18 protein-coding genes and 1 pseudogene are annotated in these 22846 nt (G+C 71.7%); 9 read left to right on the top strand and 10 right to left on the bottom strand.

What is annotated here, in order from left to right; all coding sequences use genetic code 11:
- The first annotated feature begins 4 nt into the window (after positions 1 to 4).
- The gene (locus AC07DI_RS28875) at positions 5 to 685 is read left to right on the top strand and encodes a glycerophosphodiester phosphodiesterase (protein WP_478906992.1); all 681 of its coding nucleotides are present in this window, start codon (positions 5 to 7) and stop codon (positions 683 to 685) included.
- A 58-nt stretch (positions 686 to 743) separates the two neighbouring features.
- Positions 744 to 1610 (top strand): DUF72 domain-containing protein, encoded by an 867-nt coding sequence (locus AC07DI_RS28870; protein ID WP_478906990.1) that lies wholly within the window; start codon positions 744 to 746, stop codon positions 1608 to 1610.
- On the opposite strand, the gene AC07DI_RS28865 is transcribed toward AC07DI_RS28870, so the two are convergent.
- From AC07DI_RS28865 to AC07DI_RS28845, 5 genes are all read right to left on the bottom strand, one after another.
- Positions 1607 to 2857: a sensor histidine kinase gene (locus tag AC07DI_RS28865; RefSeq protein WP_478906988.1), complete on the bottom strand. Its 1251-nt coding sequence runs from the start codon at positions 2855 to 2857 to the stop codon at positions 1607 to 1609. The genes AC07DI_RS28870 and AC07DI_RS28865 overlap by 4 nt on opposite strands.
- Before the next feature lie 10 nt (positions 2858 to 2867).
- Complete coding sequence (cseB, locus tag AC07DI_RS28860) at positions 2868 to 3614, bottom strand: two-component system response regulator CseB (RefSeq protein WP_478906986.1); 747 nt, start codon at positions 3612 to 3614, stop codon at positions 2868 to 2870.
- Positions 3615 to 3731: 117 nt separating this feature from the next.
- Complete coding sequence (locus AC07DI_RS28855; protein ID WP_478907075.1) at positions 3732 to 4679, bottom strand: endonuclease/exonuclease/phosphatase family protein; 948 nt, start codon at positions 4677 to 4679, stop codon at positions 3732 to 3734.
- Between the two features lie 230 nt (positions 4680 to 4909).
- Positions 4910 to 5626: a GNAT family N-acetyltransferase gene (locus AC07DI_RS28850; protein ID WP_384250097.1), complete on the bottom strand. Its 717-nt coding sequence runs from the start codon at positions 5624 to 5626 to the stop codon at positions 4910 to 4912.
- Positions 5627 to 5969: 343 nt separating this feature from the next.
- Complete coding sequence (locus tag AC07DI_RS28845; protein WP_478906984.1) at positions 5970 to 7133, bottom strand: ABC transporter substrate-binding protein; 1164 nt, start codon at positions 7131 to 7133, stop codon at positions 5970 to 5972.
- A gap of 480 nt (positions 7134 to 7613) precedes the next feature.
- Here AC07DI_RS28845 and AC07DI_RS28840 point away from each other — a divergent pair, with 480 nt between their 5' ends.
- Positions 7614 to 7817 carry an SH3 domain-containing protein gene (locus AC07DI_RS28840; protein WP_384250092.1) on the top strand — a complete coding sequence of 68 codons (204 nt, stop codon included), beginning with the start codon at positions 7614 to 7616 and terminating at the stop codon, positions 7815 to 7817.
- 337 nt (positions 7818 to 8154) lie between these two features.
- Here AC07DI_RS28840 and AC07DI_RS28835 read toward each other — a convergent pair whose 3' ends face one another.
- Positions 8155 to 10758: an MXAN_6230/SCO0854 family RING domain-containing protein gene (locus AC07DI_RS28835; protein ID WP_478906981.1), complete on the bottom strand. Its 2604-nt coding sequence runs from the start codon at positions 10756 to 10758 to the stop codon at positions 8155 to 8157.
- Between the two features lie 148 nt (positions 10759 to 10906).
- Entirely contained in the window at positions 10907 to 12346 is a 1440-nt protein-coding gene (locus AC07DI_RS28830; protein WP_478906979.1) for a gamma-aminobutyraldehyde dehydrogenase, read from the bottom strand.
- Between the two features lie 165 nt (positions 12347 to 12511).
- Between AC07DI_RS28830 and AC07DI_RS28825 the strand changes: the two genes are divergently transcribed.
- The 6 genes and pseudogenes from AC07DI_RS28825 to AC07DI_RS28800 all read left to right on the top strand — a co-directional run bounded on the left by AC07DI_RS28825 (position 12512) and on the right by AC07DI_RS28800 (position 18640).
- Positions 12512 to 13057 carry an Lrp/AsnC family transcriptional regulator gene (locus AC07DI_RS28825; protein WP_384250085.1) on the top strand — a complete coding sequence of 182 codons (546 nt, stop codon included), beginning with the start codon at positions 12512 to 12514 and terminating at the stop codon, positions 13055 to 13057.
- Positions 13042 to 14427, top strand: coding sequence for an aspartate aminotransferase family protein (locus tag AC07DI_RS28820; RefSeq protein WP_478906978.1), 1386 nt, complete (start codon positions 13042 to 13044; stop codon positions 14425 to 14427). Before AC07DI_RS28825 ends, AC07DI_RS28820 begins: the two co-directional genes overlap by 16 nt.
- Before the next feature lie 196 nt (positions 14428 to 14623).
- Positions 14624 to 15317, top strand: a pseudogene (locus AC07DI_RS28815) (ABC transporter ATP-binding protein); the annotation flags it as partial.
- A 316-nt stretch (positions 15318 to 15633) separates the two neighbouring features.
- A complete protein-coding gene (locus AC07DI_RS28810) occupies positions 15634 to 16833 on the top strand; it encodes a hypothetical protein (protein ID WP_478906976.1) in 1200 nt (399 codons plus the stop codon).
- A 142-nt stretch (positions 16834 to 16975) separates the two neighbouring features.
- Positions 16976 to 17383: a VOC family protein gene (locus AC07DI_RS28805; protein WP_478906974.1), complete on the top strand. Its 408-nt coding sequence runs from the start codon at positions 16976 to 16978 to the stop codon at positions 17381 to 17383.
- A gap of 87 nt (positions 17384 to 17470) precedes the next feature.
- Positions 17471 to 18640, top strand: coding sequence for an LOG family protein (locus AC07DI_RS28800; protein ID WP_384250074.1), 1170 nt, complete (start codon positions 17471 to 17473; stop codon positions 18638 to 18640).
- Positions 18641 to 18777: 137 nt separating this feature from the next.
- Here AC07DI_RS28800 and AC07DI_RS28795 read toward each other — a convergent pair whose 3' ends face one another.
- The 3 genes from AC07DI_RS28795 to AC07DI_RS28785 all read right to left on the bottom strand — a co-directional run bounded on the left by AC07DI_RS28795 (position 18778) and on the right by AC07DI_RS28785 (position 22663).
- Positions 18778 to 19815 (bottom strand): ABC transporter ATP-binding protein, encoded by a 1038-nt coding sequence (locus AC07DI_RS28795; RefSeq protein WP_478907073.1) that lies wholly within the window; start codon positions 19813 to 19815, stop codon positions 18778 to 18780.
- 35 nt (positions 19816 to 19850) lie between these two features.
- The gene (locus AC07DI_RS28790; protein ID WP_478907071.1) at positions 19851 to 21461 is read right to left on the bottom strand and encodes an ABC transporter permease; all 1611 of its coding nucleotides are present in this window, start codon (positions 21459 to 21461) and stop codon (positions 19851 to 19853) included.
- Between the two features lie 116 nt (positions 21462 to 21577).
- Positions 21578 to 22663, bottom strand: a complete 1086-nt coding sequence (locus AC07DI_RS28785) for a thiamine ABC transporter substrate-binding protein (RefSeq protein ID WP_478906972.1) — start codon at positions 22661 to 22663, stop codon at positions 21578 to 21580.
- Between the last annotated feature and the right edge of the window lie 183 nt (positions 22664 to 22846).

Here is a 22846-nt window from a genome sequence, read left to right as displayed (position 1 = left end):
GCCCATGCGCACCGTGACAGCTGTGGCCCACCGAGGCGATCCCTACCGCGTCCGCGAGAACACCCTCCCGTCCCTGCGCTCCGCGCTCGACCTGGGCGCGGACGCGGTCGAGATCGACGTCCGCCTGAGCAGTGACGGCGTGCCCGTCCTGCTGCACGACGCGACGCTCAAGCGCCTGTGGGGGTACGAGCGGCCGCTCGCCGCCCTGTCCGCCGCCGAGCTCGACGGCCTCACCGAAGGCGGCGTACCGACCCTCGCGGCGGCCATCGAGGCGACCGAGGGACACCGGCTCATGATCGACCTGCCGGGCGCGACGCACGACGCGGTCCGCACGGTCGTCGGCGTGGTCGCGGAGTGCGGCGCGACCGAGAGCGTGTACTACTGCGCGGGCGGGCAGACGATGCTCGCCGTGCGCGACGCGGACCCTGCCGCCGAGATCGCGCTGACCTGGACGACCCTCGCCCCGCCCCGCCCCGTCCTGCTCGACGCGGTGAAGCCGCGCTGGCTCAACTACCGCTTCCCCCTGGTCGACCGCGAACTCGTCCTGCAGGTGCACCGCCAGGGCCTGCTCGTCTCGGCCTGGACCCCCGACACCCGCCGCTCGATGCGCCGCCTGATCGACGCGGGAGCCGACTCGATCACCACCAACCGCGTCGACGTCCTGACCTCGCTGCGCATGTCCTGAATCCTCCGGATATCCGCGGTCCTCGGGGTACCCCCGCTCTTCGGGGTACCCGGGCCGGATGAGCGAGAGCGAGATTCTGGTAGGGACCTGTTCGTGGACGGACCGCGCGCTGCTGACCAGCGGCTGGTACCCGCGGGGGCGCAGGGACGCGGAGGGCAGGCTGCGCCATTACGCCGACCGCTTCCCGCTGGTGGAGGTCGACTCGACGTACTACGCGCTGCCCAGCAGCCGCACCTGCGGCCAGTGGGCCGAGCGCACGCCGGACGGGTTCCGCTTCGACGTGAAGGCGTTCTCGATGCTCACCGGGCATCCGACGCGGCAGGCCGCTCTCCCGCCCGACCTGCGGGGACTGGCCGAGGGGCCGGAACTCCTCGACACCGTGTGGCAGCGCTTCACCGACGCGCTCGAACCGCTGCGCGCGGCGGACCGCCTCGGGACCCTGCTGTTCCAGTTCCCGCCGTGGTTCACGCCGGGCAGCCGGGCGGAGCACGCGCTCAAGGAGTGCGCGCGGCGCGCCGCGGGCTGGCCGGTCGCGGTGGAGTTCCGGCACCCGGACTGGTGGAGCGCGCACCAGGGGGCCCGGACCGCGGCGCTCCTGACGGAACTCGACCTCGCCGCGGTCGCGGTGGACACGGCGCAGGGCCTGCCGCACTCCATACCTCCGGTGGCCCCGGTCACCGCCCCCCGGCACGCGGTGATCCGCTTCCACGGCCGGAGCGCGGCATGGGGCACCGGCTCCAAGGAGGACAAGTTCCGGCACACCTACGCGCGAACGGAACTCGCCGAGTGGCTCCCGCGCGTGCGCGACATGGCCGAGCGGGCCGACGAGGTCCACGTCCTGTTCAACAACTGCTGCGCGGACGCGGCGGTGCGCGCGGCGGAGTCGATGAAGGACCTGCTGGGCGAGCACGTGTCCCGGACCTAAGGCCTGTCTTCCAGTTGGAGGGTGGCGACCGCTCCCCCGCCCGGCGCGTCGGCGAGGGTCAGGCGGGCGCCGAGCACTTCGGCCTGGCCCAGGGCGATGGTCAGGCCGAGGCCGTGCCCGTGGCCGCGCTCGGCGGTCCCCGTACGGAAGCGGCGGGGCCCGTGGGCCAGCAGGTCGGCGCCGAAGCCGGGGCCGTGGTCCCGCACGGTGACGCGCGCGCCGTCGACCGTGACCTGGACGGGCCCCTCGCCGTGCCGGTGCGCGTTGGTGACGAGGTTGGTGACGACGCGTTCGACGCGGCGCGGGTCGGTGCGTACGACCCGGGCGGCTCCGGTCTCCACCCGTACCTCGGTGTCCGTCCCGCCGCGCCGGACCACGTCGGCGACCAGCTCCCCCAGCGGAACGTCGTCGAGCCTCGCCCGCTCGGCACCCGCGTCGAGGCGGGAGATCTCCAGCAGGTCCTCGGTCAGGCCGCGCAGGGCCGCCACCCGTTCGCGTACGAGATCCGCGACCTCGTCGTCCTCGGGGAGCAGGCCGCCCGCGGTGACCAGGCCCATCAGGGGGGTGCGCAGTTCGTGGGCGACATCGGCGGTGAAGCGCTTCTCCGACTCCAGTCTGCGTTGCAGGGTCGCCGCCATGGCGTCCATGGCGGCGGACATCTCGGTGATCTCGTCGCGGGCCCGGCCCCGGTTGCCGATACGGGCGTCGAGGTCGCCGTCGGCGATCCGGCGGGCGGTGCGGGCGCCGTGGCGCAGCCGCCGGTTGACCGGTTCGGTGGCGAGCGCGGCGAGGGGGACGACGACGGCGAGGGCGGCGAGGACGGCCCTGACGATGCTGCGGTCGAGGAGCTGCAGGGCGCGCACCTCGGCGCTCATGTCCGTGCGGACGGCGAGGACGTGGTCGCCGACGGCGACGGCCGCCCACATCCAGTACCAGTTCGGGTGCTTCCTGTCGTACCAGTCGGCGTACGCACCGGGCTCGCTCCGGGCGGCGAGGTCGCGGGCCAGCGGTGCGGGAACCTCGTCCCGTGTCAGAAGCTCGGCGGCGGCGGGACGTTTGCCGGTGCGGGCGTACTCCTGCTCCGCGGCGTGCAATTGCGTGTACGACCGGTCGCGCCCCGCCCGCAGTCCGTGCTGCTGCGTCGCCTCGTGGACGAGCAGGCCGACCACGGCGGCGACCGCGCAGCAGGCGGCCGCGGTCAGCGCCGCGATCTTCCAGCGCAGGGCGCGCGGGTTGAGGAGTCCCATGACCGCCGTCTCAGCCCCGCACGAGTTTGTAGCCGAAGCCGCGGACGGTCTCGATGCGGCCGGCGCCGATCTTCTTGCGCAGCCGCACCACGGCCAGGTCGACGACCCGGGTGTCGCCCTCCCAGCCGTAGTCCCAGACGTCCCGCAGCAGCCGGCGCCGGTCCAGGACGCTGCCGGGGTGCTCGGCGAAGGCCAGGAGCAGGCGCAGTTCGGTGGGGGTGAGCGGCACGGGCTCGCCCGCTCTGCGCACCTCGAGACCGCGGGTGTCGAGGCTCAGGTCACCAAAGACGAGCGGCTTCTCCGTTTCGGTCTCGGTCTCCGTCTCCGGGGTCTGCCTCCAGGCCGCTGACGCGTCGAAGGTCGCGCGCCGCAGCAGCGTACGGATGCGGGCGACCATGACGCCGATGTCGACGGGCTTCACGACGTAGTCGTCGGCCCCGGCCTCAAGCCCCGCCACGACGTCCAGGGCGTCGCCCCGCGCGGACATCATCAGAACCGGTACGAGGCTCTCCTCACGGATACGCCGGCACAGCCCGATACCGTCCAGGCCGGGCAGCATCACATCGAGGATCAGCAGATCGTGCCGCCCCGCACGGAACGCCTCCAGGCCGTCGAGCCCGTCACCGGCGACCGAGACCTCGTACCCGTAGCGCTCCAGGGCGAGTTGTACGGAGCGGCGGATGGCGGGGTCGTCCTCGACGACGAGCACGCTGACGACCGGCGCGTGCGCCGGGTCGGGGCCACGGGATGCAGTCAAGACTCACCTTTCCGGGTACGCACGGCTTGGCAGCTCTGAGGCTTGGCAGCTCTGCGGCTTCGCGGCTTCGCGGCTCCGCGCGAGCGGCCCAGCGTCCATGGTGACCGTACCGGCGGGTCACAGACGCAGCGCGGCGGCTACCGGCAGATGATCGCTGCCGGTAGCCGGAAGGGTCCATGCGGAGGCGGGGACCAGGCCCTTCACCAGGATCTGGTCGATGCGGACGGCCGGGAACGCGGCGGGCCAGGTGAAGCCGAACCCCTTCCCCGCCTCGTCCTGCGCGGAGCGCAGCCCCGCGGTCAGGGGCCGCAGGGCCGCGTCACCGGTGGACCCGTTGAAGTCGCCGACCACGACGGTCCGGGGCAGCCGCTCCGCCCGTACGGCCGCGGCCAGCTTCACGGCCGCCTCGTTGCGGCGGGCGGTGGTGAAGCCGGTGCCCGGGTGGACGCGGACGGAGGCGAGGTGGGCGGCGTAGAGGGCGAGGGGTCCCTCGGGCGTCCGGATGGTCGCGCGCAGGGCCCGTGTCCAGGGCATGATCTCCACCGGCGCCACGGCCGCAAGGGGGTACTTGCTCCACAGGCCGACCCCGCCGAGCACCACGGAGTACCGGTAGCCGCGGGCCAGTTCGCGCTCGTACGCCGCGGCTCCCTTGCGGGGCAGCTCCTCCAGCGCCAGCACGTCGGCGCCCGAGGCCGCGAGTTTCCGCGCGGTCCCGGCCGGGTCGGGGTTCTCCTCGTTCACGTTGTGGCTGACCACGGTCAAGTCTCCGCCGCCCGACCGCTTGTCGGCGAACGTGCCGGCGAAGAGGGAGCACCAGGTGACGGCGGGCACGAGGACGGCGACGGCGACGAGGGCGGAGCGCCGGGCCACCGCGACCGCGAGGAGCGCAACCACGCTCAGGCCCGTCCAGGGCAGCACCGTCTGCAGAAGGCTCCCGAGGTTGCCGATCCCGTTCGGTATGCGGGCGTGCAGGGCCATGACGAGGGCGGAGAGCAGGGCGAAAGCGACGGCGACCTGGTCCGCCTTCCGCCACGGGAGGCCGGTCCCGCCCGAAAGGCCCCGCACTGATCTCCACGGCACGCCACGGAAAGAATTCCGCTCACGTGTGAACACGACAGTCGCCTCCCTGAGCCTGGTGGGTGTACGCCGGACACGGGGTACGTCCACAGACTGAGGGAGCCGCGCTTCGGCCCGGTCAGCGCCGTGCTTCGGCCGTCGCGCGAGCGTGTATCAGCTGCGTATCACCGCGAGGGGCTCCCGCCACAGTTGTCAGGGCCTGCCTTTGAACCCCAGTCTCAGGGAGTGCGGAACCCGCGGAACGTCACCTGCTTGCGGGTCTTGAAGCCGAGCCGTTCGTAGAGGGCGATGGCGCCGTCGTTCGCCTCGGCCACGTGCAGGAAGGGCCGCTCGTCCCGCGCCAGGACGTGCGTGACGAGCGCGCTCACCAGGCGGGCGGCGTGCCCCCGCCCGCGGGCCTCGGGGAGGGTGCAGACCGCGCTGATCTCCGTCCAGCCCGGCGGCCGCAGCCGTTCGCCCGCCATCGCGACCAGTCTCCCCCGCTCGCGTATGCCGAGGTAGGTGCCGAGTTCATGGGTGCGCGGCCAGAACGGGCCCGGTTGGGCCGACTCCACGAGGGCGAGCATGTCGGGCACGTCGTCGGCGCCGAGTTCGACCACGCCGGTGTCGGCGCCGTCATCGGTCCCGGCGTCCGGCGGGCCGGGCCGCCCGCTGCCGGGCCAGACCATCTGACGGCCCTCGAGCACGAAGACCGGCTCCCAGTCCGGCGGCGGGATCGCCGGGCAGCTGAACATGTCCGCGAACGCGTCGGGACCGAGCAGCCGGGCGAGGTCGTCCCACGCCGCCGCATCCGCGTCGGCGGGCACCGCGGAGAACGTCGCGACGTCCGGCAGATAGGTGGCGGCCAGTCCGGCCCGGCGGCCCAGACGCGCGTGCGAGCCGCGGAGCGATCCGCCCACCGGGTCGTCGAGTGCGACGACGTCGCGGTCCTCCATCGTGCTGCGCCTCTCCTGTCGCTTCCTGTGACGGCAGTCTAAGAGCCTGTGTCATATCCCCGGTCGGATCAGTGGGCGTCGTCTGGTGCGTGCGATCGCAAGGCGCCGGGAAGTCCTCGGTGGGGGTCCCCCCGGGCCCTTCAGGCCTGGGGGAGGAGCTACTAGGGCTTTTCGGCAACGCGGCGAGCGTGCGTGCCAGGCGGCGACCACCCGGCCGGGGATATGACACAGGCTCTAAGCAGCGGCCCGAACAACGGTTCAAGCAGAGGTCCGGGAGGCAGTCCGGGCGGTAGTCCCGGGCGGGGCCGTGGCAGCGGATCGGCCGGAGAGCGCCGCGGCCGGTCTACAGCCCCACCAACGCGTTCCACCGCTTGGCGAACTCCGTCCGCTCCTTCGACCTGATGTCCCGCGCGATGACGAGCCGCTTGCGCATCGTGTCGTCCGGGAAGATCAGCGGGTCCTCGGCGAGGGCGGCCCGTTCCTTGTCCTTGGAGGAGGCGAGGATGTCGCGGGCGGCCGGGACGGGGCAGACGTAGTTGACCCAGGCCGCGAGCTCCGCGGCCACCTCCGGCTCGTAGTAGTGGTCGATGAGCCGCTCGGCGTTGCGCTTGTGGCGGGCCAGGTTGGGGATCATCAGGGATTCCGCCCACAGCTCCGCGCCCTCCTCGGGGACGACGAACTCGATGTCCGGATCGTCCGCCTGGAGCTGGATGACGTCGCCGCTGTAGGCCTGGCAGGCCAGGACGTCGCCGCTGGAGAGGTCCTTGATGTAGTCGTTGCCGGTGAAGCGGCGGATGTGGTGGCTGTTCACCAGCTTCTCGACCTTGTCGCACATCCGGTGGAAGTCGTCCGCCGTCCACTTGGTGATGTCGACGCCGTCGCCCTGGAGCAGCAGCGCGAACGCCTCGTCGAGGCCGGACAGCAGCGTGACGCGGCCCTTGAGGTCGTCGGCCCACAGGTCGGAGACGTGCTTGATCTCGCGGCCGAGCCTGCGCTTGTTGTACGCGATGCCGGTGATGCCCGACTGCCAGGGCACGGTGAACTTGCGCCCCGGGTCGAAGTGCGGCGAACGCAGTTGCGGGTCGAGGTATCTGGTGACGTTGGGCTGGTGCGCGCGGTCCATCTCCTGGACCCAGCCGAGCCGTACGAAGCGGGCGCACATCCAGTCGCTGATGACGATGAGGTCGCGGCCGGTCTCCTGGTGGTTCATCAGGGCCGGGCTGATCTTGCCGAAGAACTCGTCGTTGTCGTTGATCTCCTCCGTGTAGCGGACGTCGATCCCGGTCCGCTTCTCGAAGGCATCGAGTGAGGGGCGCTTCGTCTTGTTCTCGTCGTCGGTGTCGATGTACAGGGGCCAGTTGGCGAACGTCAGCTTCTTGTCCCGCGCGGAGCGGTCACCGGCGGAGCGCTCGTCCGGTGCGATGTACGCGGCGGGCACCCCGCACCCCGCGAGCGTACTGACGGCCGCCCCGCCGGCCAGGGCGCGCAGCAGGGAACGGCGGGACACGGGGGAGGCTATGGGGCCGGGGTTCGCTCGCACCCCGGCAGCATGCGCCCTCGCGCCCGCGCCGGACAATGGACGCAGCGTCGAGCCGCGCCCCGTGGAGCCGACACCTTGTCGATCACCGGGCGTGCGATACGACGCGCCGGTCATCCGGCACGGGGTACGGCGCCGACCGCCGGGTGGGCGGGACGAGCCCACTGAGCCTGTCTTCGGCGCCGGCCAGGCTGGCCCGCAGGCCCTCGACGCTGACGTCGAACTGCCTGGTCTCCGCGTGACCGCCATCGCGTACCATCCGGTCCGACTACCGAAAGGATTGACGTGCTCATTTCTTCACGGCCGACTACCGGCGCCGCAAGGATCAGGCGTTCGGCCACGATCGCGACAGCGGCTGCTCTGCTCTGCGGCGCTGCTATGACGGCAGCACCTACGGCAAGTGCAGTGGGGGGCAGTGCCTGCGATCACAACACCCGCAACAAGACGTTCGTGTCTGTCAATACGGAGGACCTGCCGGTCCGCTCAGGCCCCGCCTCCAATTACAAGCGCGTGGGTACCCTGGAGAGCCTCTCGGGCCGCATCTACCGGTACTGCACTGCCAAGAACAAGGCAGGCAACACGTGGTGGTACGGGAAGGTCAGCAGTCCCTCGTACAAGACCGTGACCGGATGGGTCTACGGCGGCTACTTTTAAGCACCTGTGAGCCGCCCCGTCCGGAGTGTTCGCCCGGACTGCGCGCAGGGCTTGCTCACCAGCCGGACCGCGTGGGCGGCGCTGTGGGCGCCCACGGGGATGTTCGGCCACAGCGCGTCGGCACAGGTCTGCAAGCCGACTGACCGGGCGGGCCCTGGCCGTCCACACCCGCACCCGTGCACGCTCCTGCCCGGGTGCGGGTTCCGGACTCGTAGGCACCGATTGGAGCAGTGCACCGCCGACTTCGCCTGTTTCACCCCCATCGCCCACGGCCGACCGCACACCGGGCAGATCGTCCAGCCGCCAATGCCTCATAGCCAGGGTTCAAGACACCTGCTCACACCGGCTCCAGCCACCCCGCCAGGTCCCCCGCCGTGATCCGTTCCAGCGGCGCCGCGTCGACCGGGCCGGGGTACAGGCGGTACGCCGTGCCCGACGAGGCGTCCTCGGCCCCCGCCAACTCGCCGTGCAGCAGTACGAGAAGGGCCCGTCGGTCCGCAAGATCCGGTTCGGCGCGGAGCACGTCCGGCTCCCAGCCGTCCCGTATGCGCAGCGCGAAGTCCGCGCGCGGCTCGTCCTTCGCGCGGCGGTAGCCCCACAGCACGTGGCCGCGGCCGCGCACGTACACGTCACCGTCGGTGCGGGCCGCCGCCGTCCAGCAGGCGAGGTCCCAGAGGGTGGCCCTGCCGCACGGCTGGAAGGTGTCGAGCAGGTCGTTCCCCATCCGCCCGACCTGCCCGCGGTACCGCCACATGTCGTGGTCGGTGCCGACGGTGGCGAGGGTGACGTCGGCCCACCACGCGCGTCGGGTGCGCAGGTCGACGACCATCGGTACGCGGAACTTCGCGTCGCCCCCGAGGTCGAAGCGCTGCCGGACGGTGCGGGGGTCGTAGACGGCCCGCTCCTCTCCCCGCACCGCCATGAACCCGGCGAAGGCGTCCGGTAGTTCGTCGAAGGGCACGTCGTTGTACGCGATGACCGCGGGCACCACGAACCGCACCCCGGTGTGGGCCAGCCGCGGCAGGTCGAGGTCCAGGTACTCCGTGGCGCCGTGCGGGGCGGGCGCGGAGGTCAGGTCCCCGGAGTGCCGGGCGGCGCCGCCCGCGTACTCAAGCTGCGTGTAGTCGCAGAGGCCGACGAAGCGCCACAGGTCGTCGTAGAGCGCGACGGAGAGGTCGAGGTCGACGCGTGTGCCCTTGGGCTGCGTCCAGTGCAGGAAGAGCCGCACGGTCTCGCTGTCGGCGGGCATGGGCAGCGAGCTGCCGCGCGGCACCGCGACGAGCGAGGCCGCCGACGCGCGCTCCGCGAACGGCACGGGCAGGTCGGCGAGGGAGGCGTCAAGGACGGCCACGTCGTACCGCTCACCGGCGCGCTCGGCGAGGCGCCGCACGGCCTCGGCCGCGATGAGCTCGCCCGCCCGGCCCGCGACCCGTGCGGGCAGCGGCGGGCGGTGGTCCTCGACGGCGTACGCCTTGGTGACGCGCCCGCGCGGGAAGAAGACGCGGCGGTGCCCCGGCACGGCGCGGATCTTCATCCGGCCGTACGCGCCGAGCAGCGGACCCGGGCCTGAGCGCGGCAGGGCGTCGGCGAGGGCATCGCCGACCGTGTCGGGGAGCGTCGTCGCGCCGGAGCGGGCCAGCAGCACGTCGAGGCGGCGAAGCAGCTCACCGGGGCGCTCGCGCAGGAGCCGGGCGGCACCCTGCACGTCCCAGCGGGCGAGGGCCTCCTCGACGCGTCCCTGCCAGGTGACGGTCCGCAGCCGGTCACCGGCGAGCCTGACGTCCTCGTGGCGGGCCGCCTCGGCGAGCAGCACCTCGCCGAGCGCGCCGTCGCCGACGCGTGTCCCGCGCAGGACCGCGAAGGCGAGCGCCACGCGCGCGTGGCGGTGGGCCTGCTCGAAGGGGTGCAGGATTTCGCCGACCCACTTCCACGCGCGCGGGTGACGGTTCATGTCCTCGATGAGGCGCCGGAAGTCGAACCCGTCGAGGAGGGCGAGGAGTGCGCGGCGCACGGGGCGCTTCAGGCCGCGCAGGCGCGGGAGTTCGAGCAGGTCCGGGTCGCCCCCGGACCGTACGACGAGCAGCCGCAGCACGTCCGTGGCGGTGTCCGCGTACCGCGTGATCCGCGGCCACGCCCCGGGGAGGTCGAGGAGCGGCGCGAGGGCGAGGGCCTTGCTCTCGCGCAGCGGGATCTCGGCCGGGAGCCAGTCGGCGGCGCCGGCCGGGTCGGCGTTCCCGAGGAGCAGCACCAGGTCGTCGTGGTCCTGGGGGCTCAGCGGCGTACGGCGGGCGAGCAGTGCCGTCAGTTCGGCGGCGGCGTCGCCTGGCGCGCCGAGCCGCAGGGCGCGCAGGATCTCGCCGCCGTCACCGCCGAGGCCGGAGCCGGTGTCGAGCCAGGGGTCGACGGGCCCTTCGGTCTCGTAGCGCTTGTCGCAGATCGGGCAGGCGTACCACTCGCAGCACTGGTCGCAGCAGTACCAGTGGCCGCGCTTCTTGCCGAGGCAGTCGTCGCACAGCAGATGGGCGCAGGGCCGCAGCGCGCGCACGCCCGCCTTGGTCCCCGCGCAGTTCATGCAGGGCTGGTGCGGCTGGGCGGCGAGGTGCCGGGCGACGACGGAGGTGTAGCGCTCGTACGCGGGCTGGTACGCGGTCTCGGCGGGGAACCGCGCGAACAGCGGGGCGTGGCGCCGGTCGGAGCCCATCAGCGCGTCGACGTCGGCGATCAGTCGGCGCCCGGTGGTGGCGAGGCCGTCGACGGACAGCGCGGTCAGCGCGCGGCGCAGCGGCACGGTCAACAGGTGCCCGCGGTCGGCGAGTTCGGCCTCCAGGACGACCACGCCCGCGTCGGTCACGGCGGTCCGTCCGGGGCCCTCGGGAACGTACACGCTCTGCCGGCGTCGCAGCAGCACCCCGGCGAGTTCGCCGGTCGCCGTCGTCGTCATCAGGTCCCACCCCCGTAGCGCAGAAGAAGGCGGGGGCGGGGAGTGGGTGCGCTACGTATCTTTTTGCATAAGAAGAAGAAGGAAGCACACCACGGAGCCGCCCCCGCGTACGCAACGGTACGCGGGGGCGGACAGGCGGTCACACGATTTATCCCTCGATCGACGTCATCACGTGCTTGATGCGCGTGTAGTCGTCGAACCCGTACGACGAGAGGTCCTTGCCGTAGCCGGACTTCTTGAAGCCACCGTGCGGCATCTCGGCGACAAGGGGAATGTGCGTGTTGATCCAGACGCAGCCGAAGTCGAGGACCTTGGACATGCGCATCGCGCGCGCGTGGTCCTTGGTCCACACCGAGGACGCCAGCGCGTAGTCGACGCCGTTCGCGTATTCGACGGCCTGCGCCTCGTCCGTGAAGGACTGGACGGTGATGACCGGGCCGAAGACCTCGTTCTGGATGATCTCGTCGTCCTGCTTGAGGCCGGAGACGACGGTCGGCGCGAAGAAAAAGCCCTTCTCGCCGACCCGCTGTCCACCGGCCTCCACGCGCGCGTGCGCGGGCAGCCGCTCGATGAAGCCGGTGACCTGCTTCAGCTGGTTGGCGTTGTTGAGCGGGCCGTAGAGCACGTCCTCGTCGTCCGGCTGACCGGTCTTCGTGTCGGCGGCGGCCTTGGCGAGCGCCGTCACGAACTCGTCGTGGATGGACTCGTGGACGAGCACGCGCGTGGCGGCCGTACAGTCCTGGCCCGCGTTGAAGAAGCCCGCCATCGAGATGTCCTCGACGGCCTTGGCGATGTCGGTGTCCTCGAAGACGACGACGGGCGCCTTGCCGCCGAGCTCCAGGTGGACCCGCTTGAGGTCCTTGGAGGCGGACTCGGCGACCTGCATGCCGGCGCGCACGGAGCCGGTGATGGAGGCCATCGCCGGGGTCTTGTGCTCGACCATCAGGCGGCCGGTGTCGCGGTCGCCCGTGACGACGTTGAAGACGCCGGGCGGCACGATGGAGCCGATGATCTCGGCCATCAGGACGGTCGACGCCGGGGTCGTGTCCGAGGGCTTGAGGACGACGGTGTTGCCCGCGGCGAGCGCCGGGGCGAACTTCCACACGCCCATCATCATGGGGTAGTTCCACGGCGCGACCTGTGCGCAGACACCGATCGGCTCGCGGCGGACGATGGAGGTCAGACCCTCCATGTACTCGCCGGCGGCGCGGCCCTCGAGCATCCGGGCCGCACCCGCGAAGAAGCGGATCTGGTCGACCATGGGCGGGATCTCCTCGGACCGCGTGAGTCCGATCGGCTTGCCCGTGTTCTCGACCTCGGCGGCGATGAGCTCCTCGGCCCGCTCCTCGAACGCGTCGGCGATCTTGAGCAGAGCCTTCTGCCGCTCGGCGGGCGTCAGGTCGCGCCAGGCGGGGAACGCGGCGGCGGCGGCCTGCATGGCGGCGTCCACGTCGGCCTCGCCCGAGAGCGGCGCGGTCGCGTACGCCTCGCCGGTCACCGGATTGATGACCTCGGTGGTCCGTCCGTCGGCCGCGTCCCGGAATTCTCCGTTGATGTAGTTGCGCAGACGGCGCAGCTCGGTGGTCACTTCCGCGGCCCTCCAAGTCAGATGTCCAGTGGATGAGACACCCACCCTAGTCGCTGCACCGACGCTTTCAACATACCCAGCGGCCCAGAACTGCGGAATCCGTGACTATTGAAGTCACAGACAACGAATTTCATCGATCTGGCCTTGCGGAAGTGACGAGACGTCGTGCACAGTGAGGTCGTGGCAAGTCGCAGCGCAGACCCCAGTGGCCCCCGCGGCTCCCGCACCGGAAACCCGGGCGGAAGCGGCAATGGGAACGGCACTCCCCCCGTGGACGCCGTCTCCCTGGCGATCATCGAACAGCTCCAGGAGGACGGACGCCGTCCGTACGCCGCCATCGGCAAGGCCGTGGGCCTCTCCGAGGCGGCCGTGCGCCAGCGCGTCCAGAAGCTGCTCGACCAGGGCGTGATGCAGATCGTCGCCGTCACGGACCCGCTCACCGTGGGTTTCCGCAGGCAGGCAATGGTCGGCATCGACGTCGAGGGCGACGTGGACCCGGTCGCGGACGCCGTGGCCGCCATGCCGGAGGCCGAGTACGTGGTGATGACCGCGGGCTCGCACGACCTCCTCGTGGAGATCGTCTGCGAAGACGACGACCACCTGCTCGAAGTCATCAACAAGCGCATCCGCGCCCTCCCCGGCGTGCGCTCCACCGAGAGCTTCGTCTACCTCAAGCTCAAGAAGCAGACCTATATGTGGGGAACCCGATAGCCGTGAGCAAGGACCTCAGCCAGACCGCCTACGACCACCTGTGGATGCACTTCACCCGCATGTCGTCGTACGAGAACGCGCCCGTCCCCACCATCGTGCGTGGCGAGGGCACCTACATCTTCGACGACAAGGGCAAGAAGTACCTGGACGGTCTGTCCGGCCTCTTCGTCGTCAATGCCGGTCACGGCCGTCACGAGCTCGCCGAGACCGCCTACAAGCAGGCCCAGGAGCTGGCCTTCTTCCCGGTGTGGAGCTACGCCCACCCGAAGGCCGTCGAGCTCGCGGAGCGCCTCGCGAACTACGCGCCGGGCGACCTCAACAAGGTCTTCTTCACCACCGGTGGCGGCGAGGCCGTCGAGACCGCGTGGAAGCTGGCGAAGCAGTACCACAAGCTCACCGGCAACCACACGAAGTACAAGGTCATATCCCGCGCGGTGGCCTACCACGGCACCCCGCAGGGCGCCCTGTCCATCACCGGCCTGCCGGCCCTGAAGGCACCCTTCGAGCCGCTCGTCCCGGGCGCGCACAAGGTGCCGAACACCAACATCTACCGCGCCCCGAGCCACGCTCACGCCGATGATCCTGTGGCCTTCGGCCGCTGGGCCGCCGACCAGATCGAGCAGGAGATCCTCTTCGAGGGCCCGGAGACGGTCGCCGCCGTCTTCCTGGAGCCGGTGCAGAACGCGGGCGGCTGCTTCCCGCCCCCGCCCGGCTACTTCCAGCGCGTGCGCGAGATCTGCGACAAGTACGACGTGCTGCTCGTCTCGGACGAGGTCATCTGCGCCTTCGGCCGTCTCGGCACGATGTTCGCGTGCGACAAGTTCGGCTACGTCCCGGACATGATCACCTGCGCCAAGGGCATGACCTCGGGCTACTCCCCGATCGGCGCCTGCATCATCTCGGACAAGCTCGCCGAGCCGTTCTACAAGGGCGACAACACCTTCCTGCACGGCTACACCTTCGGCGGCCACCCCGTGTCGGCCGCGGTGGGCATCGCCAACCTCGACATCTTCGAGAAGGAGGGCCTGAACCAGCACGTCCTGGACAACGAGGACGCGTTCTACCAGACCCTGCGCAAGCTGCTCGACCTGCCGATCGTCGGCGACGTCCGCGGCAACGGCTTCTTCTACGGCATCGAGCTGGTCAAGGACAAGGACACCAAGGAGTCCTTCAACGACGAGGAGACCGAGCGCGTCCTGTACGGCTTCCTCTCCAAGGCGCTCTACGACAACGGCCTGTACTGCCGTGCCGACGACCGCGGCGACCCGGTCGTCCAGCTCGCCCCGCCGCTGATCTCCACGCAGGACACCTTCGACGAGATCGAGGGCATCCTGCGCCAGGTGCTCACGGAGGCGTGGACGAAGCTCTGACCGTCATCCGGTCCCTCGTATGATCGAGTGATCAACACCGGCCCCGGGGGCGTCCGTTCGAGTGAGAACGGGCGCCCCCGGGCCGCGTCTTTTCCGGGCAGGTACGCCCGGCTCCCTAGCGTGCCAAGTGACCGATCGGCCCCGCCTTCGTTCCCCCGTACGGGGGAGGCAACTGATCTGAACCGAGGTGTACGTGATGGTGGCTCCGCCGGACAACGACGTGCTGTGGGCACGCACCCTGCACGTCACACACAACGGCTCCCCCGCCCTCACCGGCGTCTCGCTCGGTGTCCGCGAGGGCGAGATCCTCGCCGTCAACGGCCCGCGCGGCTGCGGCAAGACGACGCTCCTCCGGTGCCTCTCCGGGCAGCTCCTCCCCCAGCAGGGCGAGGTCTGGTTCAACAGCACCCCCGTCCACACGATGCGCTCGCTCGCGCGCGAACGTCTGCGCCGCGACCGCTTCGGCTGGATCGACCCCGGACCGCAGCTCGTCCCCGAACTCACCGCCTGGGAGAACGTCGCCCTGCCGCTGATGCTGCGCGGCGCCTCCCACCGCGTCTCCAAGCCCGCCGCCCTGGAGTGGCTTGACCGCCTCGACATCGGCGCCTGCGCCCGCAAGCGCCCGCACGCCCTCCTCCAGTCCGAACGCCAGCGCGTCGCCATCGCCCGCGCCCTGGTCACCATGCCGTCCGTACTCTTCGCCGACGAGCCAACCGCCACCCTGCATCGCGCCGAGCGCGCCCACGCGCTGCGCACACTGACGACGGCGGCCCGCTCGCACGGCATCACCGTCGTCCTCGCCACACACGACCCGGACGTCGCCGCCCTCGCCGACCGAGCGATCACGCTGCTCGACGGGCGCCGCGTGAACACGGTGCACCTGCCGGGGGCGGAGGACGGCACGACGGCCGTGTCTGACGCGTCTGACGCGTCTGACGCGTCTGACGCGTCAGCGGATGCTTCAGGCACGCCCGGCACCGAATCCAACGCCGAGCCCGACACCGAACCCCGCACCGGGCCTACCTCACCCACCGCACCCACCGCACCAAGCACCGCTGAGGCCCCCGCCACTCCCCGCCCGGCGAAGACAGCCAAAGCCCTCCGCGCGCCCGACGCAGCCGGCAGGCAGGGCGCCGTCGAGGGCGCCGTCGACGGCGCCGGTGGCATCGTCGCCCTCGGCACCGTCAGCACGGAAGGCCGGGCCGCGTGCTCGCTCTCCGTCTAGCCCGCGGCGCCCACCCGCTCGTCCAGCTGCGGCGCCTCCTCGTCGCCGCCGCGTCCGCGGGCACCGGCTTCCTGCTGCTGTGCACCCTGGCGTACGCGATGGAGCACCCCGGGACGGGGGCGGCGCTACGCCTCGCGTGGTGCCTCGCGCCGATCGCCGCCACCGTGTACTTCGCCGTCGCCGTGGCCCGTACCGACCCCGGCACCCGGCCGCGCGGCGGGCTCTCCGCGGTGGGCCTCGGTCCCAGCCGCCTGATGGTGCTCGCGGCGATCTCCACAGCTGTGTCCTGCACCCTCGGCTCCGTGCTGGCGCTGCTCTTCTTCCTGCACCTGCGCGGCGACATCAGCGGCCTGCCCTTCGACGGCGCGGCGACCGACCTGCTCGCGGGCGACGAACCGCTGCCGCTGGCCGGCGCGCTGACCCTGCTCGCCCTGGTCCCGATCGCGGCGTCGGCGACGAGCGCGCTCGTGCTGCGCCCGCGCCGGGCCACCGGGGCCGCCAAGCCCGCCCCCGCGGAGCCGGGCGCGGAGACCGGCCCGGCGCCCGCCGCGGACCCGAACGCCCCGGTCCGCCCCCCGAACGGACTGCCGTGGGGAGTCGCGCTGCTCGCGGCGGGTCTCGCCGTGGAGACCTACGCCAGCCGCTCCGGCGGCACCGTACGCGGTGGCTTCCCCATGCCGGGCGGCGCCGGCGGCGGTTCGGCGGGGGTGCTCGCCGGCTGGGCGCTGACCGCGCTCGGCCTCGTACTCGCGGGGCCCGGCGTGACCTACTTCAGCGGGCGGCTCCTGCAGGCGGCGCGGCCCGGGGCGCTGCGTCTGCTCGCGGGACGCGTGCTGCAGGAGGAGGCGCGGCGCATCGGGCAGCCGCTCGGCGTGCTGTGCGCGGTGGCGTCGGGCGCGTACGCCTCGACCGTGCCGTACGCGGGGACGGGCTCCCGGGCGGGCCCGCTCACCGCACTCGGCGGACTGCTCGTCGCGGGCTGCGCGGTACTGACCCTGGCGACGGCCGCGGTCGAGGCGAGGCAGGCCCGCTCGGACACGACGGGCGCACTGCTGCGGCTCGGGGCACCGGCGACACTGCTGCGCGGTTCCGCGGCGCTGCGGGCGGGCGCGCTGGTCGCCGTGTTCGGACCGTTGACCTGGATCGTCGCGGAGTTGGCGGCGCTGCCGCTGCAACGCTGACGGAACGGCCCGCGCCGCGAGACGTGTGGCGAATCCGCGCCCGCGAAACTCGTGGAAAAACTTTCACGACGGCCGATGAGTTCCGACTCGAACGCGTGTCTACCCCTCCGTAAGCCGCACGCACTCACCGGGAGAGACACTCATGTACCAGCAGATGATCTTCGTGAACCTGGCCGTGTCCGACGTCGCCGCGACGAAGACCTTCTTCACGGAGCTCGGCTACACCGTCAACCCGCAGTTCACGTCCGACGACTGCGTCTGTGTGGTGATCAGCGACACCATCTTCGCGATGATGCTGAGCAAGAAGCGCTACGCGGACTTCACCGGCAAGGAGATCGCGGACTCCACGAAGACCAGCGAGGCGCTCCTCGCCCTCAGCGCCGAGAGCCGCGAGAAGGTCGACGAACTCGTGGACAAGGCGCTCGCCGCAGGCGGCACGGCGGGTCAGGTGCAGGACTACGGCACGATGTACGGCCGCGCCTTCGACGACCTGGACGGCCACACCTGGGAAATCATGTGGATGGACCCGTCGGAGGTCCAGGGCGGCTGAGGAGAGCTGGCCGTTGTGGGCATGGGGCAGGGCAGGACCCCGTCAGGCGATGGCCCCCCTCGCCGACCGCCTGCATAGCATGGGTGGATGCAGCCGAGCCCCGAACGCCACGCGTCCAGTCCGCAACTTCCCGACGGGGACCGTGAGATCGAGACCCTTGCCGAGTTCGACGAGATCTGCGGCCGCGGTGGCCTCGCGGGGTGCCGGGTTCAGGCCGTCGATCTGACGGAGCGCACCGGCGCGCTCCTCGCCGCCGATGTCGTGGGCGCCGTCTTCCTCGGCTGCCCGATGCGCGAGGACGCGGCGGCGAAGGTGCGGGCGGGCGGGGCGCTGGTCTTCCCGCCGGTTCCGGGGCTGCCGTTCAACCCGTACAGGGGTCTGCTGTACTCGCCCGGCGACCTGTTCGCCGGGCTCGCCGACGGTGGGTACGAGGTGACGCCGGACGCCCACGCGTACGCCTGGTTCCAGCGGACCAAGGCCGACGGTGACGTCTTCTCGTCGATGCTGCGCGCCATCCACGACGACTCGATCTCGGACGCCCTCGACGAGCACCTGGCCGGGGCGCGGGTGGTGGGCGTCATGGGCGGCCACGCGATGGCGCGCGGCACGGACGCCTACGCGGGGGCGGCGCGGCTCGGGCGCGCGCTGGCCCGCACGGGATTCACGGTCGCGACGGGCGGCGGCCCCGGCGCGATGGAGGCCGCGAATCTCGGCGCCTACGCCGCGCCCCTGGGCGATCCCGTGCTGGACGAGGCGCTCGAACTCCTCGCCAAGGCGCCTTCGTTCACGCCGTCGGTCACCGACTGGGCGCGGGCGGCCTTCGCGGTCCGCGAGCGCTGGCCCGCCGGCGGCTCCTCGGTGGGCATCCCCACCTGGTTCTACGGCCACGAGCCGCCGAACGCGTTCGCCTCCCACCTGGCCAAGTACTTCGCCAACGCCACCCGCGAGGACGGTCTGCTCGCCCGCTCGAACGCGGGCGTCGTCTTCCTGCCGGGCGCCGCGGGCACGGTCCAGGAAGTCTTCGACAACGCCACCCCCAACTACTACGAGTCGCGCGGCGAACCCACCCCCATGGTCCTGGTCGACCGCACGCACTGGACCGAGCACCTGCCGGTGTGGCCGCTGCTCCAGTCGCTGGCCCGCGGCAGGCCGATGGAGTCGCGGATCGCGCTGGTGGACCGGGTGGAGGAGGCACCGGCCGCGCTCGACGCCCTGCTGAGCGGCCGCGCGCCGAGCGGTTCGGCGGGGTCGGTGTAGGGGCGCGGGACGGGGTAGGGGCTGGATCGGTGTAGGGGCAGGGTCGGCGTAGGCGCGGGGGCGGTGTAGGCGCGGGGGCGGTGTAGGCGCGGGGGCGGTGTAGGCGCGGGGGCGGCACGGTGCCGGGGCGACCAGCGTCAGCCCGCCCCGCCGAGGACCACGACATCCGCCGCGTCGAATCCGACCCCCACCGTCTCCCCCACCTCCGGTGCCGCACGCAGCGCGCACGCCGCTTCCAGGCGCGGCCCCTCCTTCGGCTGCAGCCGCACCGCGACATGGGTGCCGCGGAACGTGCGCGCCACCACCTCGCACGGCAGCCCCTCGTCGAGGGGCACGAGCCGCATCCCGGCGGGCCGGACCAGGAGCTTGCACCGTCCGGCGGGCGTCCGCTCCGGTACCGGGATCGCGCCCCACACCGTGTCGGCGACCGCGCCCCGCACCGTCGCGTCGACGATGTTGTCGAAGCCGAGGAAGCGCGCCACGAACTCGTCCGCCGGGTACTGCCAGACCTCAAGGGGCGTACCGGACTGGGCGATCCGGCCGTCACGCATGACGACGACACGGTCGGCGAGGGCGAATGCCTCGCCCTGGTCGTGCGTGACGGCGAGCACCGTCGTGCCCAACTCGTCGAAGAGTTCCCGCAATTCGACGACCAGGCGCTCCCGCAGCGAGCGGTCGAGCTGACCGAGCGGCTCGTCCAGCATCAGCAGGCGCGGTCGCGGGGCCAGCGCCCGGGCGAGCGCCACCCGCTGCTGCTCACCGCCGGACAACGCGGCGACCGCCCGCCGCTGCGCGTTCGGCAGCCCGACGAGCTCCAGCAACTCGGCGACCCTGTCGGCCTGTTCACCCCGTGACGCGCCGTGCATACGCAGCCCGAACGCGACGTTGCCCGCCACGTCACGCTGCGGGAAGAGCTGATGGTCCTGGAACATCAGGCCGACGCCCCGCTTGTGCGCGGGCACCCCGCGCTGATCGCGACCGTCCAGCAGGACGCGTCCGGCGTCCAGCCCCTGCAACCCGGCCACCACCCGCAGCAGCGTCGACTTGCCGCTGCCGCTCGGCCCGAGCACGCAGACGATTCCGTGCTCCTCGACATCGAGGTCGACGCGGTCCAGCGCGGCCCGCGCCCCGAAACGTACCGTCGCGTCCCGCAGACTCAGCAAAGCGTCCCTCACGTCCGTCACGCCGGTCACACCCGTCCCGTCCGCCATCAGAACTCCCCCGTCGTACGGTCGGTACGGATGCGTTCCAGGAGCAGCAGAGACACGGCGCACACCACCATGAGGATCGTCGAAAGGGCCATCGCCTGCCCGTAGTTGAGGTCACCAGCCCGGCCGAGCAGCCGCGCCACGGCGACCGGCAGCGTCGGGTTGTCCGGCCGCGCGATGAAGACGGTCGCCCCGAACTCGCCGAGCGACACGGCGAAGGCGAACCCGGCGGCGATCAGCAGCGCCCGCCGCACCATGGGCAGGTCGACCTCTCGCCACACCCGCAGCGGCGACGCCCCGAGCACGGCCGCCGCCTCGCGAAGCCGTCCGTCCACCGCGCGCAGGACGGGCAGCATGGTGCGTACGACGAAGGGCACACCGACCAGCGCCTGGGCGAGCGGTACGAGGATCCAGCTGGTCCGCAGATCGAGCGGCGGCTCGTCCAGCGTGATCAGGAACCCGAAGCCCACCGTCACCGCGGAGACCCCGAGCGGCAGCATGAGCAGCGCGTCGAAGCCGCGGACCAGGCGTCCGGCACGCCGGGTGAGCGCGGCGGCGGCGAGTCCCCCGATGACGATCGCGATGGCCGTGGCCACGACCGCGTACTGCAGGGAGTTCCAGATCGCGTCGATCGGCGGTACGAGGAAAGCGCCGCCGTCCGCCGAGGTCAGCTCCTCGTAGTACTGGAATCCGAAGCCTTCGGGGCCCTCGAAGGACCGCTGGACCAGCACCCCGAGGGGCAGCAGGATCAGCAGGGCGATCGTCGCCATGACGAGCCCGAGCAGCGTCCACTGCCCGGCGCCGCGCGGCCGGCGCGCCACCGCGGAGGCGTCGACGAGTTTCAGCACGCTCTCGCGCCGCCGTGCCGTCCAGGCATGGACGGCGAGGATCAGCCCCACCGCCGCGAACTGCACGATCGTCAGGACCGCGGCCGTCGGCAGGTCCAGCAGCTGTGCGGTCTGCCGGTAGATCTCCACTTCGAGGGTCGAGTACGCGGGTCCGCCGAGGATCTGCACGACGCCGAAGGAGGTGAAAGTGAAGAGGAAGACCATCAGCCCGGCCGCGGCCACCGCGGGGCCGAGCGCGGGCAGCGTCACCGTCCGCCACGCCGTCCAGCGCGAGGCGCCGAGCATCCGCGCGGCCTCCTCCTGCCGCGGGTCGAGCTGCGACCAGAGGCCGCCGACCGTGCGGACGACGACGGCATAGTTGAAGAAGACGTGCGCGAGCAGGATCGCCCAGACGGTGGTGTCCAGGCGTACGCCCCACAGCTCGTCGAACAGCCCGCCCCGCCCGATCAGCGCGAGGAAGGCCGTCCCGACGACGACCGTCGGCAGCACGAACGGCACGGTGACGACGGCCCGCAGCGCCCGCTTGCCGGGGAAGTCGAAGCGCGCGAAGACGTACGCGCCGGGGAGCGCGATCAGCAGCGTGAGCGCCGTCGACGCGAGCGCCTGCCAGGTGGTGAACCACAGCACGTGCCGGATGTCGGACTGCCCGAGGACGTCCGCGATCCGGCCGAAGCGCCAGGCCCCGTCGACGTGCAGCCCGCGCGCGACGATCGCCGTGACCGGGTAGGCGAAGAAGAGCGCGAAGAACGCGACGGGCAGGGCCATCAGAGCGAGCCGCGCCGCGCCCGCGCGTCGCAGACCCGCGCGCGGGCGGCTCGGCGACGACGGCTTCACCTTCGGCTCCGCGTCCGACTCCGACCCCGCCCCCTCCCCTGACTTCGCTACTTCAGTACGAGCGAGGTCCACGACTTGATCCACGGCTCACGGTTGTCGGCGATCTTCTTGGGATCCATGGTCTGCGGCTTGTCGACCGTCACTCCGTGCTCCGTGAAGAGTTCGGGCAGCTTCGTGCCCTCGCGCACCGGGTTCACGAACATGTTCAGCGGCATGTCCTCCTGGAACTCCTTGCCCGCGAGGAAGTCGAGGAGCGCCTTGCCGCCCTTGGCGTTCCCCGCGTTGCTGAGCAGGCCCGCGTACTCGACCTGACGGAAGCAGGTGCCGGTCGCGACGCCGGTCGGTGCCTCCTTGGGCTGCGGCTCGGCGTAGAGCACCTCGACGGGCGGCGAGGAGGCGTAGGAGACGACGAGCGGCCGGTCGCCCTTGGCCTTCTTGCCGCCGGCGGACCCGGAGAACTCCTCGTTGTAGGCCTGCTCCCAGCCGTCGACGACCTTGACGCCATTGGCCTTGAGCTTCTTCCAGTAGTCCGCCCAGCCGCCGTCGCCGTACTTGGCGGCCGTGCCGAGCAGGAAGCCGAGGCCCGGCGAGGAGGTCGAGGCGTTCTCGGTGACCAGCAGGTTCTTGTACGCGGGCTTGGCGAGGTCGTCGAAGGACTTCGGCGGCGCCAGCTTCTTGTCGGCGAAGTACTTCTTGTCGTAGTTCACGCAGATGTCGCCGCTGTCCACGGGGGTGACCCGGTGCTTGCCCTGGTCGACGCGGTACTGCGAGCCGATCTTGTCCGACCCCTTGGCCTCGTACGACTGGAAGAGGCCGTTGTCGAGCGCCCGGGACAGGAGCGTGTTGTCGACGCCGAAGAAGACATCGCCCTGCGGGTTGTCCTTGGAGAGGATCGCCTTGTTGACGGCGGCGCCCGCGTCACCGTCCTTCAGGACGTGCACGCGGTAGCCGGAGCGCTTCTCGAAGTCCTTCAGCACGTCCTTGGACACGTTGAAGGAGTCATGGCTGACGAGCGTCACGCTCTTGGAGTCGGATTTCCCCGAACCGTCGTCGGAGCTGCCGCACGCGGAGACGGCGACGAGCCCGATGCCGACCGCCACGGCGGTATACGTGACCTTCTTGGTGGTGCTCACTGAAACTTCCTCCTGGGTGACCAGGAAGAGACGCGGCCCCGCCCGCCGGCCGACTGGCCTGCGGGCAGGGCGCTACAGCTTGAGTCATGCCCGAACTCCCTACCCGGAATGACCCGGGCGAGGTTCAGAGGGTCTGCGGCCCACCTGTCCAAGGTGCCGCACTCTCAGCGCTGTGGCGCTCCC

The organism is Streptomyces sp. NPDC044106 (assembly GCF_056433985.1).
This window is presented reverse-complemented; position numbering and strand designations above follow the sequence as displayed.

Bases quoted from the DNA above. Each gene is read 5' to 3' on its own strand.
- AC07DI_RS28875 (WP_478906992.1), top strand. From the start codon at position 5: ATGCGCACCGTGACAGCTGTGGCCCACCGAGGCGATCCCTACCGCGTC.
- AC07DI_RS28870 (WP_478906990.1), top strand. From the start codon at position 744: ATGAGCGAGAGCGAGATTCTGGTAGGGACCTGTTCGTGGACGGACCGC.
- AC07DI_RS28865 (WP_478906988.1), bottom strand. From the start codon at position 2,857: ATGGGACTCCTCAACCCGCGCGCCCTGCGCTGGAAGATCGCGGCGCTG.
- AC07DI_RS28850 (WP_384250097.1), bottom strand. From the start codon at position 5,626: ATGGAGGACCGCGACGTCGTCGCACTCGACGACCCGGTGGGCGGATCG.
- AC07DI_RS28835 (WP_478906981.1), bottom strand. From the start codon at position 10,758: ATGACGACGACGGCGACCGGCGAACTCGCCGGGGTGCTGCTGCGACGC.
- AC07DI_RS28805 (WP_478906974.1), top strand. From the start codon at position 16,976: ATGTACCAGCAGATGATCTTCGTGAACCTGGCCGTGTCCGACGTCGCC.
- AC07DI_RS28800 (WP_384250074.1), top strand. From the start codon at position 17,471: ATGCAGCCGAGCCCCGAACGCCACGCGTCCAGTCCGCAACTTCCCGAC.
- AC07DI_RS28790 (WP_478907071.1), bottom strand. From the start codon at position 21,461: ATGGCCCTGCCCGTCGCGTTCTTCGCGCTCTTCTTCGCCTACCCGGTC.